This is a genomic window from Synechococcus sp. ROS8604 (genome assembly GCF_014279655.1).
In the GTDB taxonomy this organism is placed as follows: domain Bacteria; phylum Cyanobacteriota; class Cyanobacteriia; order PCC-6307; family Cyanobiaceae; genus Synechococcus_C.
The window spans coordinates 2,014,404-2,028,888 of record NZ_CP047946.1 but is presented as its reverse complement, the minus strand read 5'-3'; the positions used below and the strand labels follow the sequence as shown (position 1 = coordinate 2,028,888).

The window sequence follows — 14,485 nt, the reverse complement described above, 5'->3', positions numbered from 1 at the left end:
TGATGCACCGACCGGAGAATCGCCAGGGGACTGTCTGGTTGCTGGCAGGGACGGGTGATGGCCCGCAGTTGGCGGCGGTTCTGATCTCGCAGGGCTGGCATGTCCATGTCAGCGTCGTCGGTGACTCGGCTGCGCAGCCCTATCAGGGGATGCCGCTGGAAGGGATCCACGTGGGTGCGCTCGGGGGTTCAGAGGGGATTTCTCAATGGCTGCAGACGATTCCTGTGGATTGGGTTGTGGATGCCACTCACCCGTTTGCGCTGAGGATTAGCGACCAGTTGAACCAGGCTTGCAAGGGCTGGGGCCAGAGGTTGGTGCGGTTCGAACGACGGATGGAGGCCTCGGGGAAGGCTTTTGTGCTCAGCTCCATGGCGGACCTTGCCGATCAGTCCCTAGCGGGGCGACGCCTTCTTTTGGCCCTCGGTGCCCGCCAATTGGTTGAAGCAGCGAGGGTCGCGCGTGAAGCAGGAGCCACCGTGTTTGCTCGCGTCCTTCCTACGCCCATGTCGCTGATTCAGGCGGCAGCAGCGCGCGTTCCATCGGATCATCTGGCCGTGGTGCGACCCCTGCAGGGTCCCGAGCCAGGGGCCCTGGAAGCGGCGCTTTGTAGGCGCTGGGCGATCACAGACGTGGTCTGCAGGCAGTCGGGGGGGGCGACAGAGGCGCTCTGGGCGAGCCTTTCAATCGAGATGGGGCTGGAATTGTGGCTCCTGCGCCGACCTCTACCGATTGCTGAAGTTGCAGTTGTGCATAGCGTGGGCGAGCTTCTCACGCATCTGAATGGCACCACGTCCTGAGGCTTTGTGGTTGGTTTTAACCACGGAGGCTGATGCTCAGAAAGCCTCTGCACTCGCTGAGCAGCTGATCAGCCGTGAGCTAGCAGCTTGCGTGAGCTTCCAGGCCATTCAGTCTTGCTACCGCTGGCAAGGGCGGGTTGAACATGCCAATGAAGTGCAGCTTCTGATCAAGACCAAGGCACCAGGTTTGAACGCGCTGCTCGGGGCCATCGAGGCCCTTCACAGCTACGACACCCCTGAGATCCTGCATTGGCAGGCTCAGCCATCGCACGCCTACGGCGCTTGGGCCGCGGCGTCGATCAATCCAGATGCTTAGCGATCAGATCAGGCAAGGAAACCTTGGAGCGAGGCCCCAATTGGGTCACCACCTGTCCGGCACAGATTGATCCCATTTTGCCGCAGACATCAAGGGGGAGGTCATGGGTGTAGCCATGCAGGAAGCCACCCGCATAGAGATCGCCCGCTCCTGTGGTGTCGACGAGATCGCCGAGCTTGTAGGAGGGGATGTCCCAGCGTTGATCACCGCAGAGCACCACAGACCCTTGAACACTGCGGGTCAGCACGGCCACGCTGCATCGACCTTTCACTTGTTCAAGCGCGCTCTCGAAGTCTGTGGCTCCGTACAACGATTTGATCTCATCCTCATTGGCAAAGAGCACATCGACATGTCCATCGACAAGCTCGAGAAAGCTTTCACGGTGACGGTCAACGCAGAAACCATCGGAGAGGGAGAGGGCGACTTGTCCGCCGCTTTCTCGGCAGGCTTCAGCCGCTGTGATGAAAGCCTTTTTGGCCTCAGGGCTATCCCAGAGATAGCCCTCGAGATAGAGAACCTTGGTGTCGCGAACCATGGAGAGATCGAGATCATCAGGATCCAGTTGGGTTGAGGCACCGAGGTAAGTGCACATCGTGCGCTCGGCATCCGAGGTGACCAGGATGAGGCAACGGGCCGTGCTCGCACCGCTCACGGCAGCCGGTGTCTCAAAACGGGTGCCTACAGAGCGGATGTCGTGGATGAAGATGGTTCCTAGTTGGTCGTCACGAACACGACCAATGAACCCGGACTTGCTTCCGAGTTGAGCGAGACCGGCCAGGGTGTTGGCGGCTGAACCTCCAGAGGTTTCGAGACCTGGACCGCTTGCTTCGTAGAGGCTTTTGGCTTGATCCTCGTCAACAAGGGCCATGCTGCCCTTGCTGAGGTTGTGATCGCTCAGAAATTGGTCCTCGGTTTGAACCAAGACGTCGACGATGGCGTTACCGATGCCCACGACGTCGAGAGAACTGGCGGTGCTGAACCGGGGAGTGGAGGACATCTCTGCTGTCGGTAGTACAGCGAGTATGGCTGTTCGCTGGATCGCTGTTTTGCGTCAGCGATGCGAGCGGGCTCAGGCGCTGAGGAGTGCGCGTTTGGGGCCATGGATCGGATCTTCCACCACGATCGTTTGGTCTCGGCTGGCGCCGAGGGAAACGATTGCAATCGGCACATCCATCAGGTCGGCGAGGAAGCGCAGGTAGTCCATCGCCGGCGCAGGAAGGTCTTCGAGGCGACGGCATTCCGCCGTGGAGCATTGCCAACCAGGGAGGGTTTCAAAGATGGGCTTGCAGCGAGCGAAATCTTCGGAGCTGCTGGGGAAGTGCTCAATGCGTTCGCCGTCGAGCTCGTAGGCGACGGACACCTGGATTTCATCCATCTCGTCCAGGACATCGAGCTTGGTGATCGCCAGGCAATCCAGTCCGTTGACTTGAACGGCGTAGCGCCCAATCACCCCATCAAACCAGCCACAGCGGCGACGGCGGCCCGTGGTTGTTCCAAACTCCCCGCCTCGATCACAGAGCTGGTCGTTCAAACTTCCCGAGAGCTCTGTGGGGAAGGGACCTTCTCCAACCCGAGTGGTGTAAGCCTTGGCCACTCCAATCACTCGGTCGATCAGGGTCGGGCCGACACCTGCACCGATGCAGGCCCCTCCTGACACAGGATTGGAGGAGGTCACATAGGGATAGGTCCCGTGATCGAGGTCGAGGAGAGTGCCTTGCGCTCCTTCAAAAAGAATGTTTTTGCGGTTGCTTGCGGCTTCATGAATGGCACGGGTGCAATCCACCACGTGAGGCGCTAAGCGCTTTCCGTAAGCCAGATATTCACCGATGATTTCTTCAGCATCCAACGGCTTTTCGCCATAGATGGTTTCGAGCAGTTGATTCTTCTCGCTCAACGGCCCTTCAAGCCGATCCCGCAGGCGAGCTTCGTCGAGCAGGTCGAGAACACGAATGCCGCTTCGCTGAGACTTATCTGCATAGGTGGGGCCGATGCCGCGGCCGGTTGTGCCGATTCTGCGCTCACCTCGTTGCTTTTCCATCGCCAGATCCAAGAGGCGGTGGTAAGGCATCGTCACGTGCGCCGTCGATGCCAGCTGGAGCCCTGAAATGTCGATCCCATTGGAGATCAGCATGTCGAGTTCTGCGAGCATCACCTTGGGATCGACCACGGTTCCGGAGCCGATCAGGCAGGTGGTGTCTGGGTAGAGGATTCCGGAAGGGATCAGGTGAAGCTTGAGCACGCGACCGTCCACCACGATGGTGTGGCCGGCGTTAACGCCTCCCTGATAACGCACCACAACATCAGCGGAGCGGCTCAGAAGATCTGTGATCTTTCCTTTTCCCTCGTCACCCCATTGAGCACCGATGACGACAACGTTGGCCAAAGAATCGGCGGCCCGAAGCCGCATTTCTGCACAATCCAGCACTTTCGCAGACAGTCCTGCCTGCGGTCAAAGTGCTGTTCGATTTTGTGATTAAGTGCCGCGAACGGCTGCTTTTTCGGCCTTGCCCAGTTCCTTATCGATCCTGGCTCGCAAAGCATCGGGAACGGGACGGTTGGTGTAGTTGTTGTAGTGACCAGCCAAGGAGTTGAGTGCCGTCTGCATGGTCGTGAAAGAACTCAAGCCGTTCACCTTGGGACGTGCTCTGTAGCGAGAGACGTAGTCGGTGATCAAATCGCGGGCCTCTCCTTCAGCCTCTTGGCGATTCGCCGCGTCCTGGGGCAGCGCCAACGTGTCGTGAATGGTGTGGGCAACAGCGACTGTGTCTTGGACGTAGTCCCCGCTAAGCGTGGACGATTCGTTTCCGCAGGCCGTGACGAGCAAGGAAAGCCCAAGACACAGGGCAAGGCTCAGATTGATTAGACGGCTGGTAAGGCGTTTCAGTACGGCGATCATGACGAAGGAAATTTGCTGGACTTTACGCGGGGTCAGAGCTGGACCCGTAGCTCGGTCGGGATCGCTTCAAGCAGGGAAGAGATGGCTTCGGCTCGACTTAAAACGTTGGCGTCCCTCTCCGACCGTTGCACGAGTTCCACCTTTCCATCGGCGGCAGCGCGACCAACCACAACTCTCCAGGGGATTCCAATGAGATCGGCATCCTTGAATTTCACGCCGGCCCGCTCTCCACGATCGTCCAGGAGGGCATCGATTCCCGCGGCCCGCAGCTCGTTGTAAATCTCTTCACCAAGGCCCATTTGGACCTCGTCTTGAACATTGGCTACCACCACGATCACCTGAAAAGGGGCCAGGCTGAGCGGCCAGATCACTCCAGCGTCATCGTGATGCTGCTCAACGGCTGCCTGGGCAAGGCGTGAGATTCCTATGCCGTAACACCCCATCCAGAGGTGTTGCTGTTTGCCTTCTTTCGTGGTGATTTGAGCTCCCATGGATTGGGAGTACTTGCGACCGAGTTGAAAGATATGCCCCACCTCTATCCCGCGTCGTTCTTCGAGGCTCTGTTCTGGGCTGTGGACACAGTGATCCCCTGCTCTGGCCTTGCGGAGATCCAGCGCTGAGATGGTGCCGAGATCAGACCAAGTGCAGCCCCAACGGTGCTCGTCTCTTGTGTTCGCTCCGCAGACAAAACGGTCAAGCTCAGCAGCTGTCGTATCGGCGAGTTTGTAGAACTGCGTTCGCCAGCTGCGCGCGCCAGTGAGGTACTGATCAGAAAGGTCAGGGCCGATGGATCCAAACGGCCATGGCTGCAGTCCTTGAGATTTCAGCTGATCGGCATTGATCGGGCTGAGATCGAGAACGGGGCTGTCGAGCTGTTGTGTGAGTGCATTCACGAGTTTCACCTCGTTGAGTTCCTGGTCTCCGCGGAGACAAACAAGAACCGGCTGTTCATCGCCAGATTCGAGCTTGGCAAGGAGAAGCAGCACCTTGATGACTTGGCTGGGGTCAAGCGACTGGGCGGAGCAGAGCGCATCAATCGTGATTTGCCCTGGAGTGGACATGACCTGCGATTCCCCGCTTGGTAAAGGCAGAGCAGGGGGTGCGATCGAGATAGCTTTTTCTTGATTGGCTGCGTAATCACCATCAGGGCTGATGAGGATCAAATCTTCGCCAGCATCTGCCGTCACCATGAATTCCTGGGATGCGGCGCCGCCGATGGCTCCACTATCAGCATCCACCCCGACAGCCGTCAGGCCGCAACGTTGGAAGACCCGGGTGTAGGCCTTTTCCATCTGCGCGTACATGCTTGCCAGATCTGCTTCATCGCCATGGAAGGAATAGGCATCCTTCATGATGAATTCACGGCCTCGCATCAAGCCAAAGCGTGGGCGAATCTCGTCCCTGAATTTGCTTTGAATTTGATAAAAGGTGACGGGGAGCTGGCGATACGACTTCAAGAGGTCGCTGGCTAATTCCGTAATGACTTCTTCATGGGTGGGGCCTAGGCCAAGGGAGCGCTCCTGGCGATCTTCAAGGTGGAACATGATCCCCTCGCCGGCGGTATAGCCCTGCCATCGGCCACTTTTTTCCCACAACTCGGCCGGTTGAAGTTGCGGTAGCAACGTTTCAAGGGCCCCTATCTCATTCATCTCCTCCCTGACGATTCTCATCACCCTTTGAAGGACCCTCCACATCAGTGGTAGATAGGCATAGATTCCTGATCCAACGCGTCGGATATATCCGCCACGAATCAGCAATTGTTGCGAGGCGATTTCGGCGTCAGCGGGAACATCCCGCAGCGTCACCAGCATCAGGCGGGAGACGCGCATAGCGATCAATGATCAATGAGATTGGAAGCTACCACCGCTGCAAAAAGAGGTCGCTTCAGGAAGTGTCCCGATCGCTTGGAACGTCGCTGGCATCCTGAGTCTCAGCTGCTACTGTCAGCCCAATCCAGTGCGTCCCAAATCAGTCTCATGTTTCCTAGGTCGATCAATGATCCTGTTTCTGCTGCCGAAGACTCCTTGATATCCGAAAAATATGTTGATGCGGTAATGGCTCAATCAGATGCTTTAGTTGGTATCGATGATGTTCAAAAATCCTTAAATCGATCAAGGGCTTCTGTTTATCGTTATACAAATACTGACGCTCGTAATTTAAATCCGCCTTTTAATCCAAAAAAGTTAAATCCTGAATACCGCAGCGATCAAAAGGATCCTCTCCTTTTTCATCCCAATGAGGTTGCCCGTTTTGCTAAGGATGTCCTGAGGATCAAGGAGGTCACCGTTGAAGTTCTCAACTCCCCTTCGACAGCGACTCAGCAAGTCTTAGGAGCCATCCTCGAAGAGTTGCGCCAAATCAGAACACATCTGGAAGATCTTCCCGCAGCTCCCTCTGACCTGGCGGCGCGCCGCGATCGACAAAAGCGTCCAGCTGCGTAGCGCTGTGATGGTGCGACAATCTCTTTAGTTCCCTCATAACGCCTTTCCGGAGCTTTCCATGCCATTGGGTATGGATTGCACAGGAGTACTTCCCTCCCCTGCCGGATGTCCTTAATCCTGTCTGAATGGACCCAGAGCCTGCCCGCGAATTTTCTCCGCAACCTTCGTTTCAAGTTGCTGCGCCAACACTTGCCTTTCTAGGGTTCACTCTCGCTTTCACCAGCCTTGGGGTTCCGTTGGCTGCTGTGCTGACCGATCGCCCTCCCATGGGTTCTTTGACACCACTCACTGCGCAAGATCGTCATGGATCTGAGGTCCCTGCCTCCTTCACCCTCTCCGGGGCTACTCAATCTGATCGTTGAGATTCCAGCTGGTAGTTGCAATAAATATGAGTTTTCAGAAGACGTTGGCGTGATGGCCCTGGATCGGGTACTTCACCCATCGATTCGCTACCCCTTTGATTACGGATTTGTTCCCAACACCCTTGCGGAGGATGGATCGCCTCTTGATGCCATGGTCATCATGGCGGAACCCACTTTTGCGGGCTGTTTGATCAAAGCCAGGCCGATCGGAGTGCTCGACATGGATGACACGGGCCATTACGACGGCAAGATTCTTTGTGTCCCCGTCGCTGACCCTCGGCAAGCAGGGATTCAAAGCATCCAGCAAATTGCACCCAGCCAGCTTGAGGATGTGGCCGAGTTTTTCCGTACTTACAAAAATATGGATGGTCGTGTCATTTCCATTGGGGGTTGGCGTGATTCGGATGCCGTCGCTCCCTTGTTGGAGGCATGCATTCGAGCGGCCGGTAGCTAAGGGCCCAGGGTGCTCAATCCAGCTTTTCTCGGCAAGATCTGTGATCGAAGCGCTATTAGGGCCTTACTTCTTGTAAGTTAGTTCGCGCCTAGATTGTGAACGACCCGTGCCCACCATCCGTTTTGAGCAGGAAGGCCAACAGGTCGGTTGCATCGAAGGAGCGAATTTACGGAAAGCAGCGCTTTCCTCCGGGGTCAATCCCTACAAAGGCCTGAATAACCTCAACAATTGTGGAGGGGTCGGCCAGTGCGGAACCTGCGTGATCGAGGTTCTCGAAGGAGCCCAGAACCTTTCCCCCCGAAGTGATGTGGAAGAGGTGTACCTCTCTGATCGCCCTTCGAACTATCGCTTGAGCTGCCGCACCAGTGTGAATGGCGATGTGACCATTCGGACTCGGCCTGACGAAGGCGTTGGCAAGGGTTCAAACAGCCTGCTTGGCGCTTTGAAGAACTTGTTTGGACGTTGAGCTTGGCTCCAACCATCAAGGTTTACAGCTACTCCCGCTGCTCCACCTGCCGTAAGGCCTTGGCATGGCTTGATGCCAACAACTTGGCTTATGAGGTTGTTGACATCACAACGGCTCCTCCTTCAAAAAAGGAGCTCGCCCTTGCTTTTGATCGGTTGGGGCGTCGTCAACGTCTCTTCAACACCAGTGGTCAGAGCTATCGGGCTCTTGGGGCAGAGGTCGTTAAAGCGATGAGTGACGATGATGCACTGGCGGCTTTGGCGGCGGACGGGCGTTTGATTAAACGCCCTTTTGTGGTGTTGCCGAGCGGAGTTTTGGTGGGATTCAAGCTCGAGGATTGGAATCAGGCTCTTTTGGGTTGAAGTTGAGTCCATCCAGCTCTGTAATCAGTTCGTCCACGCCACCTTGGGTGTGCAGTTGGAACATGCTGGTGCGTTTGAATTCTTCGAGGAACGCCACCAAGAGCTCCTGGCTTCTTTCCAATACCACGCCTTGTTCGAGGGTGCGTGCAAGCTCCTCCCAGAAACGGTCGAGTGTTTGAATCCCTAGATCCTCGAGCACTTGGTCTTTCTGGCCAAGTTGGTCGCCTGCGCTCTTTGAAAGCCCCAACAGCGAATCCACCATCCCCATGGCGAGCTGATGACTCAACTCGGATTCCGCCTTTTGCACGCCAGGGAGCTCCCTGAGCGGTGCCGGCAAGACCAGGCCATCCAGATTCCTCTGCAGGGCGTGGCCAAAGAGGGCCACGAGTTGTGGACGCATCCCTGGCCCCACTTGCGTGAGGATCAGAGGCAGCCAGAGTCGCAGCAGTTCCGCCAGTTCCCGCTCTTCACTGCTGTCTACAGATTGATGACTACAAAGCCGGAGAATCCTGTCGGGCAGATTTGGCGAGCGCACGATGCCTTGCATGGCATCCAGCACACGAAGTGTGATCACTTCAAACAGTTCAAGCGCTAGGACGGCGACCACGCCGCGACTGACAGCTGCTCGAAGGGGCTCAAGATTCAGAAGCTGAGCGCGGGACAGACGCTCTGTGACTGGAACAACGCGCAACAGACGCCAAAAGGGGATCAGGAGAGGTAGGTCAATCCAACGTCTGAGTAAGGCGTCTCTCCAGGCAATCGCGGGAAATCGGCGTTTCAGTCGAATGGTGCGAACCAGGATGTCCAAGAGGAACAGGATTTGAAACGGTATGTCGATCCGCCAGGAGAGGTCGATTGGCATTCCGTTTTCATCAATCCCGCGCGAGTAATTGGTCTCCGCCAGCGGGAGAATTTTGTTGTTCCAAAACTGCTGTTCTTGGTCCCAGTCGTGCTTGCTCAAGTAACGGTCGCTGAGCAGATGGGCCGCCGCTTGTTTGGCTGAATCCATCTCAGCTCGGGCTCGTAGACGGTTCTTGAGCTTCTCGAGTGCGCCTACATTCCCGGAGCTGATGAACGGGTTTTCATCCACTAATTGGCTGTTTTTAACAACCAATTCCAGCCGCATTTGTCGTGCGGCTGGACTGTTAATTCCCTGCTTTGAAGCGGTTGTCTCGAGTCTGCGGAAATGTTCGACATACGACATCGTGTCGGGGTGAACCGCGATGCCCTTCAGCGGGTCATAAAGGGGGGTGATGTTTGGCAGCCACGGCAGTGGCAATGCCAAGTTGATCGAAGGGAGGGGATACAGCGTTCTCTGCAGCCAGAAATTTCGCAGCGGAATGTAGGTGACATCGAAAATCACCCAGATCAAGTTGAGCGCTGCGATCAGGGCTAAGGCCTGATCCCAGCGATTCCAGAGCAATTGGATGGTGCGGGGTTTCACGCCCTGCCAGCGGGGTCGGACCATGGATCACCGTGCCTGGTTTCAGGCTAGAAGCACAGGCTGATCGCGCCTATCGTGATTTTCAGGATTGAAGCAAGGTGCCTGTTGGCAGACAAGCAACACAACAGTCGTTCTGAACACGACCAACCCAACAGCAGCGAGCCTCTTCAGGAGCGCAACCAGGATCTGAAAAAGCAGCGGGGTTCTGGACATCCGCTCTGGGATTTTTGGGGCCCGCTGTTTTTCACCGTGGCTCTTTATTTCGGGATCCGCCACTATTTGGCCGAGGCACGCTTTATTCCCTCAGGCTCGATGCTGCCTGGCTTGCAGATCCAAGATCGTCTGTTGGTCGAGAAGCTCACCTACCGCGGCCGCAAACCTCGGCGGGGAGAAATCGTTGTGTTCAATTCCCCCTATGCCTTTGATCCTGCCTTGCGCGCAACGACGTCACCCCCACCTTTTCAATGCGTTCTCGCCAATATCCCTTTGATTGGCCTGATTCCTGGAGTCAGTCATTCGGCTTGTGATGCCTACATCAAACGGGTTGTGGCTGTGGCGGGCGATCAGGTGGTGGTGAACCCTCGAGGAGAGGTGCAAGTGAACGGTGTTGCTCTCGATGAGCCGTATGTGACCAATTACTGCGCTCTGGATAAGCGGGGGATGAGCCTTTGCCGCACCCTGAACGCCACGGTCCCGGAGGGACGGGTCCTCGTTCTTGGTGACAACCGCAGCAACAGCTGGGATGGGCGTTATTGGCCGGGGGGGGCCTTCCTTCCTGAAGATCAGATTATTGGTCGTGCTGTCTGGCGCTTCTGGCCATTCAATCGGCTTGGTTCGTTGGGATCTTGAGTCCACAACTCACCACTTGCCCTCGGATGGGGACGCCGATCCAAGGCTGGTTGGCAGCTTTTGGTGCGTAGGGGGCGTCACGGGTGTGATCCCATGTTTGCTCAGGATCGAAGAGCAACCAGCGGTTGCTTCCGATCCTGAGTCGTTCTTCGTCCTGTCCAAGCAACCGTGCCGGGCCAAAACTGAGCGCTTGCCACAGTTGGTTCACACTCCATCCCAAATCGATCACGAGATGCTTCCAGAGCGTTGGCAGCACGAGTTGGTGACCGGATAGCCCTTTCGGACGTTGATCAGGAGGCAAAAGACACTCCTCATCGTCGAGCGGCATGCCATGGACAGCAACGGCGTTGATCGTTCCTTTCCGTAGGCCATCAATCAAGGCGTTGCGATCGGCTTCTCCACCAATGGATGGAGTGACAAACCATTGGGTTGTTTCAGCTGTTTGCTTGGAACGATCCTGCACGAGATGCCACCAGCTCACCGTGGCCAGAGCTGGTGACGGCGTGTGGCTCAGCATCTCCACGCCATCAGCGGTGGAGAGATTCATGAGCACAAGCTTGCGATTGCTGTGGCGGCGCTGCAATTCCAGGAGCTGCCCCATGGGCAGTGTTTCGCTGATGGTGGGATCGGCAGGCCACCCGGCTCGGAGTGTTTCCACGCCTTCCCGGATCATTCCGTTTCCACGCAGGCTGGAGTCGTGGGGTGCAATCAGCACAGGGGCTCCAGCCATCTCTCCGAGCATCAGGGCGCGGTCGATGAGGTTGGCAGACGGCATCTGCTCGCCAGCGCTGAGACCGATAGCCCCTGCCTGAAGAAGATCGGCGTGGCTGCTGAGGCGTTCTCCTTCTCCGCGGTGGCTGAAGCTTCCCCATAAATGCACTTTGAGATCGCAATCTTTCGGCTGGAATCCCTTTAAGCGGTCTGGGCTGTCCCGTTGCGATTCACCATTTGGAAGCAGGGCTAGCTGCCCATAACCGGCTCTCCAGGCTGCGTTGATGAGGGTTTCGAGCGTTTCTCCGCTGCCTGTAAATGGATGGGGAAGGCTCGAGTGTGGGTCGACAAGACAGGGGGCCAGGAGTTGCTGGCCCCGGTCATGGCCCGAAACACCTCGCTCCCTGGCTCGCGCCCTTGCCTCGTCTCCAAGAGCGATGAGACGATCGTCTTCAAAGAGAGCAGCACTCCCTACTTGGAGCGGCTGATCGCTGGCGACGAGAACTTGCACCGGGTCGAGCAGCATCGTCTCAGTCATGGGTTCACAGGGCTCCCGCTGCTGTTCGATCCAGAACCCCACCGAGGTGGGACGTGAGATTCAGGCAACTCACCACTGCAGGTTGGCTGGGATTTTCGGGCATGTCGATCACTGTGACGCCACCGTTGCCTTGTTTCACGGCCCAAATGTCTTTGGGGGCAAGGCCTAAGAGGTGACACAGGATTGTTTTGTTCACGGCATCATGCGCCACAACTAAGGCTGTCTCCGACGGATCGAGCCCATCCGCGATCGTGTTCCAACAGGCCACAGAGCGTTCCCAGACGTCTTGAATGGTTTCCCCTTCGGGCATTTGCACGGTTTCGGGAGCGTCCTTCCAGGCTTGGAGCAACGCCTCCCAGCTCTCTCGAATTTCGGATTCCAGTTTCCCTTCCCACAGTCCGTGACCGATTTCCATCAGGCCGTCAGTCACGGTGAGCGATACGCCGGCGTGCGATTTCAAAATCCCCTCAGCGGTTTCTTTGGGGCGAGACATCGAGCTGCTGTAGGCCCGATCCAGCGTCACCCCCTCGAGGAAGGAGCGAGCCGCCTCTGCTTGGGCATGGCCGTTGCTATTGAGAGGGATATCAATTTGTCCCTGGAAACGCCCCTGCCGGTTCCAATCCGTTTCACCGTGGCGGACAAGGATCAGACGCGCCTGGCTGCCCTTGGCTGGCAGCGCTGGTTCTAAGTGGGCAATGCTGTTCAAGCATTCGATCTGCACTTGGTAACCGTTAGGCCCTGGAGAGAGGTTGAACACAGACAAGGATGCATTGTCGAGGCGGAGCCGTCTGAAGCCTCCTTGGGGTTCGCCCAGCAACACCAGAATCAAGCAGCGCAGAATCGCGTTGTGACCCACGACCAGAACGGTGTCGTCGCCCGTGACCGGATGCCGATCCAACAGACCTTTTAAAAAGGCACGCGCCTGAACCATCAACTCGGGCAGTGGTTGGTAACGCGTGCCATCAGCGCGGGTGAGTTCGAGGGCTTCCGGTTGTTGGCGCCAGATGGCGTAACCCTTTGGATCCTTGATGGCCCGTTCATCGGCGCTGAGTCCGCTCCAGGGCTCAAGATCGATTTCCAGGAGTCCGTCATCCAGCACGGGAGTCAGCCCGTCTTGTCGCACGCTCAGCACGCCGGCTGTGGTGGCGGCAGCCCGTTGAAGCGGTGAGCTGTAGGCCGCATCAATCGGCACGTCGGCCAAGGCGATGCCCATGCGCCGCGCTTGGTCTTCGCCGATCGCGGTGAGTGTTGATAGATCATTACGCCCTTGGATGCGGCGCTCAACGTTGAAGCTGCTCAGGCCGTGGCGGACCAGGAGGAGACGCAGTGACACCGCAACAAGAGGGAAAGGCGCGGTCATCGTATGGGCGCACGGTCCGTTCAGACGCCGAAATGGTCAAAAACGGCCGTTGGTAGCCCTTCGCCGGAGAGAATCGTTTGCAGTTGCCCATCGTCTGTTGACCAGCCCGCTGAACGGACGTTCAAACGCAGTGCCCAAGTGGAAAGTCCTTTTGGCTGTCGTTTCGATGGTGCTGGCTTGCAGCGTTTGGTTCCTCGGCTTGATGGACAGCCTCGGGCGACCTTCTGTGGCTCCTGCTTTGTCCTTGGAGCAGCAAGAGCTGGCGTTGTTGGCGGATCCTGTGTTGACGCCAGCTCTTAAACCGCTGCTTGTGGGCCAAGATCCGGCCAAGAGCTTGCTTGAAACGTTGAGAGACATCCCTCTCGACAGTCTCAGCGATCGCCAAACCCTCTTATTTGCCTCGCTCGAAAATGATCCGGAGCGTCGCAAAACCTTGCTGGAGACTCCACTCCAGACCCCAAAGCTTCGGACTCTTCAGGAGAGCCTGGCCACCGAGCCTCTCCCCCGTGACCTCTCCTCTCAGGATCAAGACCTGTTGTCGGACAACAGCCCTGATCCCTTAACGCGGCGTCTGGTCTGTCAGGCCCTGGGAGGGGCAGAGGCTGATTGTGTTGAACGCTCTTCAGCCACGGCTGCGGCTCGACGTCTTGTTCTCAGTGAACTGATGCCGCTTGCGGCGTTGTTGTTGGGTTCTCTTCTGCTGGTTCGTCAGCTTTGGTTGCTTTTGCGCCGAAAGCAATCCGCCTGGCCTGAGCTGCAAGCCCCGCCCCTCGGCTTGGTTGACATGGTGCTGCTGATCGCCGGTGGTTTTGTGGTGCTGGGCGAGGTGTTGGTTCCACTGCTTGTGACCCCTCTTTCAGCCTTGGTGGCTCGCAGCATGGCGGCCCCTCTCAACCAGTCGGTGGCTGTGTTGATTGGTTACTGCGCTTTGGCGACGCCTCCGTTGCTCATCCTCAAGAGCCAGCTGGATGGATTGGATCAACGGCTGGTGCCTGCAGGTGGTTGGCTGCAGTGGCGGGTGAGCCCATGGTGGACAGCTCTGTTTCAGGGTGGTCGCGCCTGGTTGATGGTGATGCCACCGGTGGTGTTGACCGGTTGGTTGATGACTCGCCTGATCGGGGATCAGGGAGGCAGCAATCCATTGCTGGAAATGGTGCTGAACGGCAGGGATCCGTTGGCCCTGTCACTGTTGGCCATCACCGCGGTTGTGTTAGCCCCGCTGTTTGAAGAAACGGTGTTCCGTGGGGTGTTGTTGCCCGTTTTAGGTCGCTCGTTCGGGCGGGGTTGGAGCGTGTTCGGTAGCGCCCTTGTGTTTGCGGTTGCTCACCTCAGCATTGGTGAATTGCTGCCTTTGTTGGTTCTTGGTTTGGGGTTGGCATTGCTGCGTTTGAGCAGTGGTCGTCTTCTCCCCTGTCTGGTGATGCATGCTATCTGGAACGGTGTCACCTTCCTGAATCTTGTCCTGCTTGGCAGTTGAGATGATCTCCCT

General features: G+C 57.3%; 15 protein-coding genes. 8 read left to right on the top strand and 7 right to left on the bottom strand.

Annotated elements, in window-relative coordinates; all coding sequences use genetic code 11:
• Positions 1 to 2: 2 nt before the first annotated feature.
• Together cobK and cutA are read left to right on the top strand one after the other, a co-directional pair.
• Positions 3 to 797 carry a precorrin-6A reductase gene (gene cobK / locus SynROS8604_RS10860; RefSeq protein ID WP_186545949.1) on the top strand — a complete coding sequence of 265 codons (795 nt, stop codon included), beginning with the start codon at positions 3 to 5 and terminating at the stop codon, positions 795 to 797.
• On the top strand, positions 781 to 1,113 hold the full coding sequence (gene cutA / locus SynROS8604_RS10855) for a divalent-cation tolerance protein CutA (protein ID WP_186543997.1): 333 nt from the start codon (positions 781 to 783) through the stop codon (positions 1,111 to 1,113). The genes cobK and cutA overlap by 17 nt, the downstream gene beginning before the upstream one ends.
• On the opposite strand, the gene SynROS8604_RS10850 is transcribed toward cutA, so the two are convergent.
• The 4 genes from SynROS8604_RS10850 to SynROS8604_RS10835 form a co-directional block, all read right to left on the bottom strand.
• On the bottom strand, positions 1,097 to 2,110 hold the full coding sequence (locus tag SynROS8604_RS10850; protein ID WP_006853403.1) for an adenosine kinase: 1,014 nt from the start codon (positions 2,108 to 2,110) through the stop codon (positions 1,097 to 1,099). The two genes, cutA and SynROS8604_RS10850, sit on opposite strands and share 17 nt — an antisense overlap.
• Positions 2,111 to 2,182: 72 nt before the next feature.
• Positions 2,183 to 3,520, bottom strand: a complete 1,338-nt coding sequence (locus tag SynROS8604_RS10845; RefSeq protein ID WP_186543996.1) for an adenylosuccinate synthase — start codon at positions 3,518 to 3,520, stop codon at positions 2,183 to 2,185.
• Between the two features lie 66 nt (positions 3,521 to 3,586).
• Positions 3,587 to 4,009: a photosystem II protein Psb27 gene (psb27, locus tag SynROS8604_RS10840; RefSeq protein WP_006853401.1), complete on the bottom strand. Its 423-nt coding sequence runs from the start codon at positions 4,007 to 4,009 to the stop codon at positions 3,587 to 3,589.
• A 32-nt stretch (positions 4,010 to 4,041) separates the two neighbouring features.
• Positions 4,042 to 5,838 carry a proline--tRNA ligase gene (locus SynROS8604_RS10835; RefSeq protein ID WP_186543995.1) on the bottom strand — a complete coding sequence of 599 codons (1,797 nt, stop codon included), beginning with the start codon at positions 5,836 to 5,838 and terminating at the stop codon, positions 4,042 to 4,044.
• A 147-nt stretch (positions 5,839 to 5,985) separates the two neighbouring features.
• Here SynROS8604_RS10835 and SynROS8604_RS10830 point away from each other — a divergent pair, with 147 nt between their 5' ends.
• From SynROS8604_RS10830 to SynROS8604_RS10815, 4 genes are all read left to right on the top strand, one after another.
• On the top strand, positions 5,986 to 6,450 hold the full coding sequence (locus SynROS8604_RS10830) for a resolvase (RefSeq protein WP_186545948.1): 465 nt from the start codon (positions 5,986 to 5,988) through the stop codon (positions 6,448 to 6,450).
• Positions 6,451 to 6,753: 303 nt separating this feature from the next.
• Positions 6,754 to 7,266, top strand: a complete 513-nt coding sequence (locus tag SynROS8604_RS10825) for an inorganic diphosphatase (protein ID WP_006853397.1) — start codon at positions 6,754 to 6,756, stop codon at positions 7,264 to 7,266.
• A gap of 106 nt (positions 7,267 to 7,372) precedes the next feature.
• Positions 7,373 to 7,732 carry a 2Fe-2S iron-sulfur cluster-binding protein gene (locus SynROS8604_RS10820; RefSeq protein ID WP_186543994.1) on the top strand — a complete coding sequence of 120 codons (360 nt, stop codon included), beginning with the start codon at positions 7,373 to 7,375 and terminating at the stop codon, positions 7,730 to 7,732.
• Between the two features lie 2 nt (positions 7,733 to 7,734).
• On the top strand, positions 7,735 to 8,094 hold the full coding sequence (locus tag SynROS8604_RS10815) for a Spx/MgsR family RNA polymerase-binding regulatory protein (RefSeq protein WP_186543993.1): 360 nt from the start codon (positions 7,735 to 7,737) through the stop codon (positions 8,092 to 8,094).
• On the opposite strand, the gene SynROS8604_RS10810 is transcribed toward SynROS8604_RS10815, so the two are convergent.
• Positions 8,057 to 9,562, bottom strand: coding sequence for a hypothetical protein (locus SynROS8604_RS10810; protein WP_186543992.1), 1,506 nt, complete (start codon positions 9,560 to 9,562; stop codon positions 8,057 to 8,059). The genes SynROS8604_RS10815 and SynROS8604_RS10810 overlap by 38 nt on opposite strands.
• Positions 9,563 to 9,613: 51 nt before the next feature.
• On the opposite strand from SynROS8604_RS10810, the gene lepB reads away from it, so the two are divergent.
• Positions 9,614 to 10,387: a signal peptidase I gene (lepB, locus tag SynROS8604_RS10805; protein WP_186543991.1), complete on the top strand. Its 774-nt coding sequence runs from the start codon at positions 9,614 to 9,616 to the stop codon at positions 10,385 to 10,387.
• On the opposite strand, the gene SynROS8604_RS10800 is transcribed toward lepB, so the two are convergent.
• Both SynROS8604_RS10800 and SynROS8604_RS10795 read right to left on the bottom strand, forming a co-directional pair.
• Complete coding sequence (locus tag SynROS8604_RS10800) at positions 10,359 to 11,636, bottom strand: dihydroorotase (protein WP_186543990.1); 1,278 nt, start codon at positions 11,634 to 11,636, stop codon at positions 10,359 to 10,361. The two genes, lepB and SynROS8604_RS10800, sit on opposite strands and share 29 nt — an antisense overlap.
• Before the next feature lie 4 nt (positions 11,637 to 11,640).
• Positions 11,641 to 12,969, bottom strand: coding sequence for a histidine phosphatase family protein (locus SynROS8604_RS10795; protein WP_222930097.1), 1,329 nt, complete (start codon positions 12,967 to 12,969; stop codon positions 11,641 to 11,643).
• A 124-nt stretch (positions 12,970 to 13,093) separates the two neighbouring features.
• On the opposite strand from SynROS8604_RS10795, the gene SynROS8604_RS10790 reads away from it, so the two are divergent.
• The gene (locus SynROS8604_RS10790; protein ID WP_255445009.1) at positions 13,094 to 14,473 is read left to right on the top strand and encodes a CPBP family intramembrane glutamic endopeptidase; all 1,380 of its coding nucleotides are present in this window, start codon (positions 13,094 to 13,096) and stop codon (positions 14,471 to 14,473) included.
• Positions 14,474 to 14,485 lie beyond the last annotated feature (12 nt).

Excerpts from the sequence above, each read along its gene's own strand:
- cobK (WP_186545949.1), top strand. The coding sequence starts at position 3 with ATGCACCGACCGGAGAATCGCCAGGGGACTGTCTGGTTGCTGGCAGGG.
- cutA (WP_186543997.1), top strand. The coding sequence starts at position 781 with ATGGCACCACGTCCTGAGGCTTTGTGGTTGGTTTTAACCACGGAGGCT.
- SynROS8604_RS10850 (WP_006853403.1), bottom strand. The coding sequence starts at position 2,110 with ATGTCCTCCACTCCCCGGTTCAGCACCGCCAGTTCTCTCGACGTCGTG.
- SynROS8604_RS10845 (WP_186543996.1), bottom strand. The coding sequence starts at position 3,520 with ATGCGGCTTCGGGCCGCCGATTCTTTGGCCAACGTTGTCGTCATCGGT.
- psb27 (WP_006853401.1), bottom strand. The coding sequence starts at position 4,009 with ATGATCGCCGTACTGAAACGCCTTACCAGCCGTCTAATCAATCTGAGC.
- SynROS8604_RS10835 (WP_186543995.1), bottom strand. The coding sequence starts at position 5,838 with ATGCGCGTCTCCCGCCTGATGCTGGTGACGCTGCGGGATGTTCCCGCT.
- SynROS8604_RS10830 (WP_186545948.1), top strand. The coding sequence starts at position 5,986 with ATGTTTCCTAGGTCGATCAATGATCCTGTTTCTGCTGCCGAAGACTCC.
- SynROS8604_RS10825 (WP_006853397.1), top strand. The coding sequence starts at position 6,754 with ATGGATCTGAGGTCCCTGCCTCCTTCACCCTCTCCGGGGCTACTCAAT.
- SynROS8604_RS10810 (WP_186543992.1), bottom strand. The coding sequence starts at position 9,562 with ATGGTCCGACCCCGCTGGCAGGGCGTGAAACCCCGCACCATCCAATTG.
- SynROS8604_RS10800 (WP_186543990.1), bottom strand. The coding sequence starts at position 11,636 with ATGACTGAGACGATGCTGCTCGACCCGGTGCAAGTTCTCGTCGCCAGC.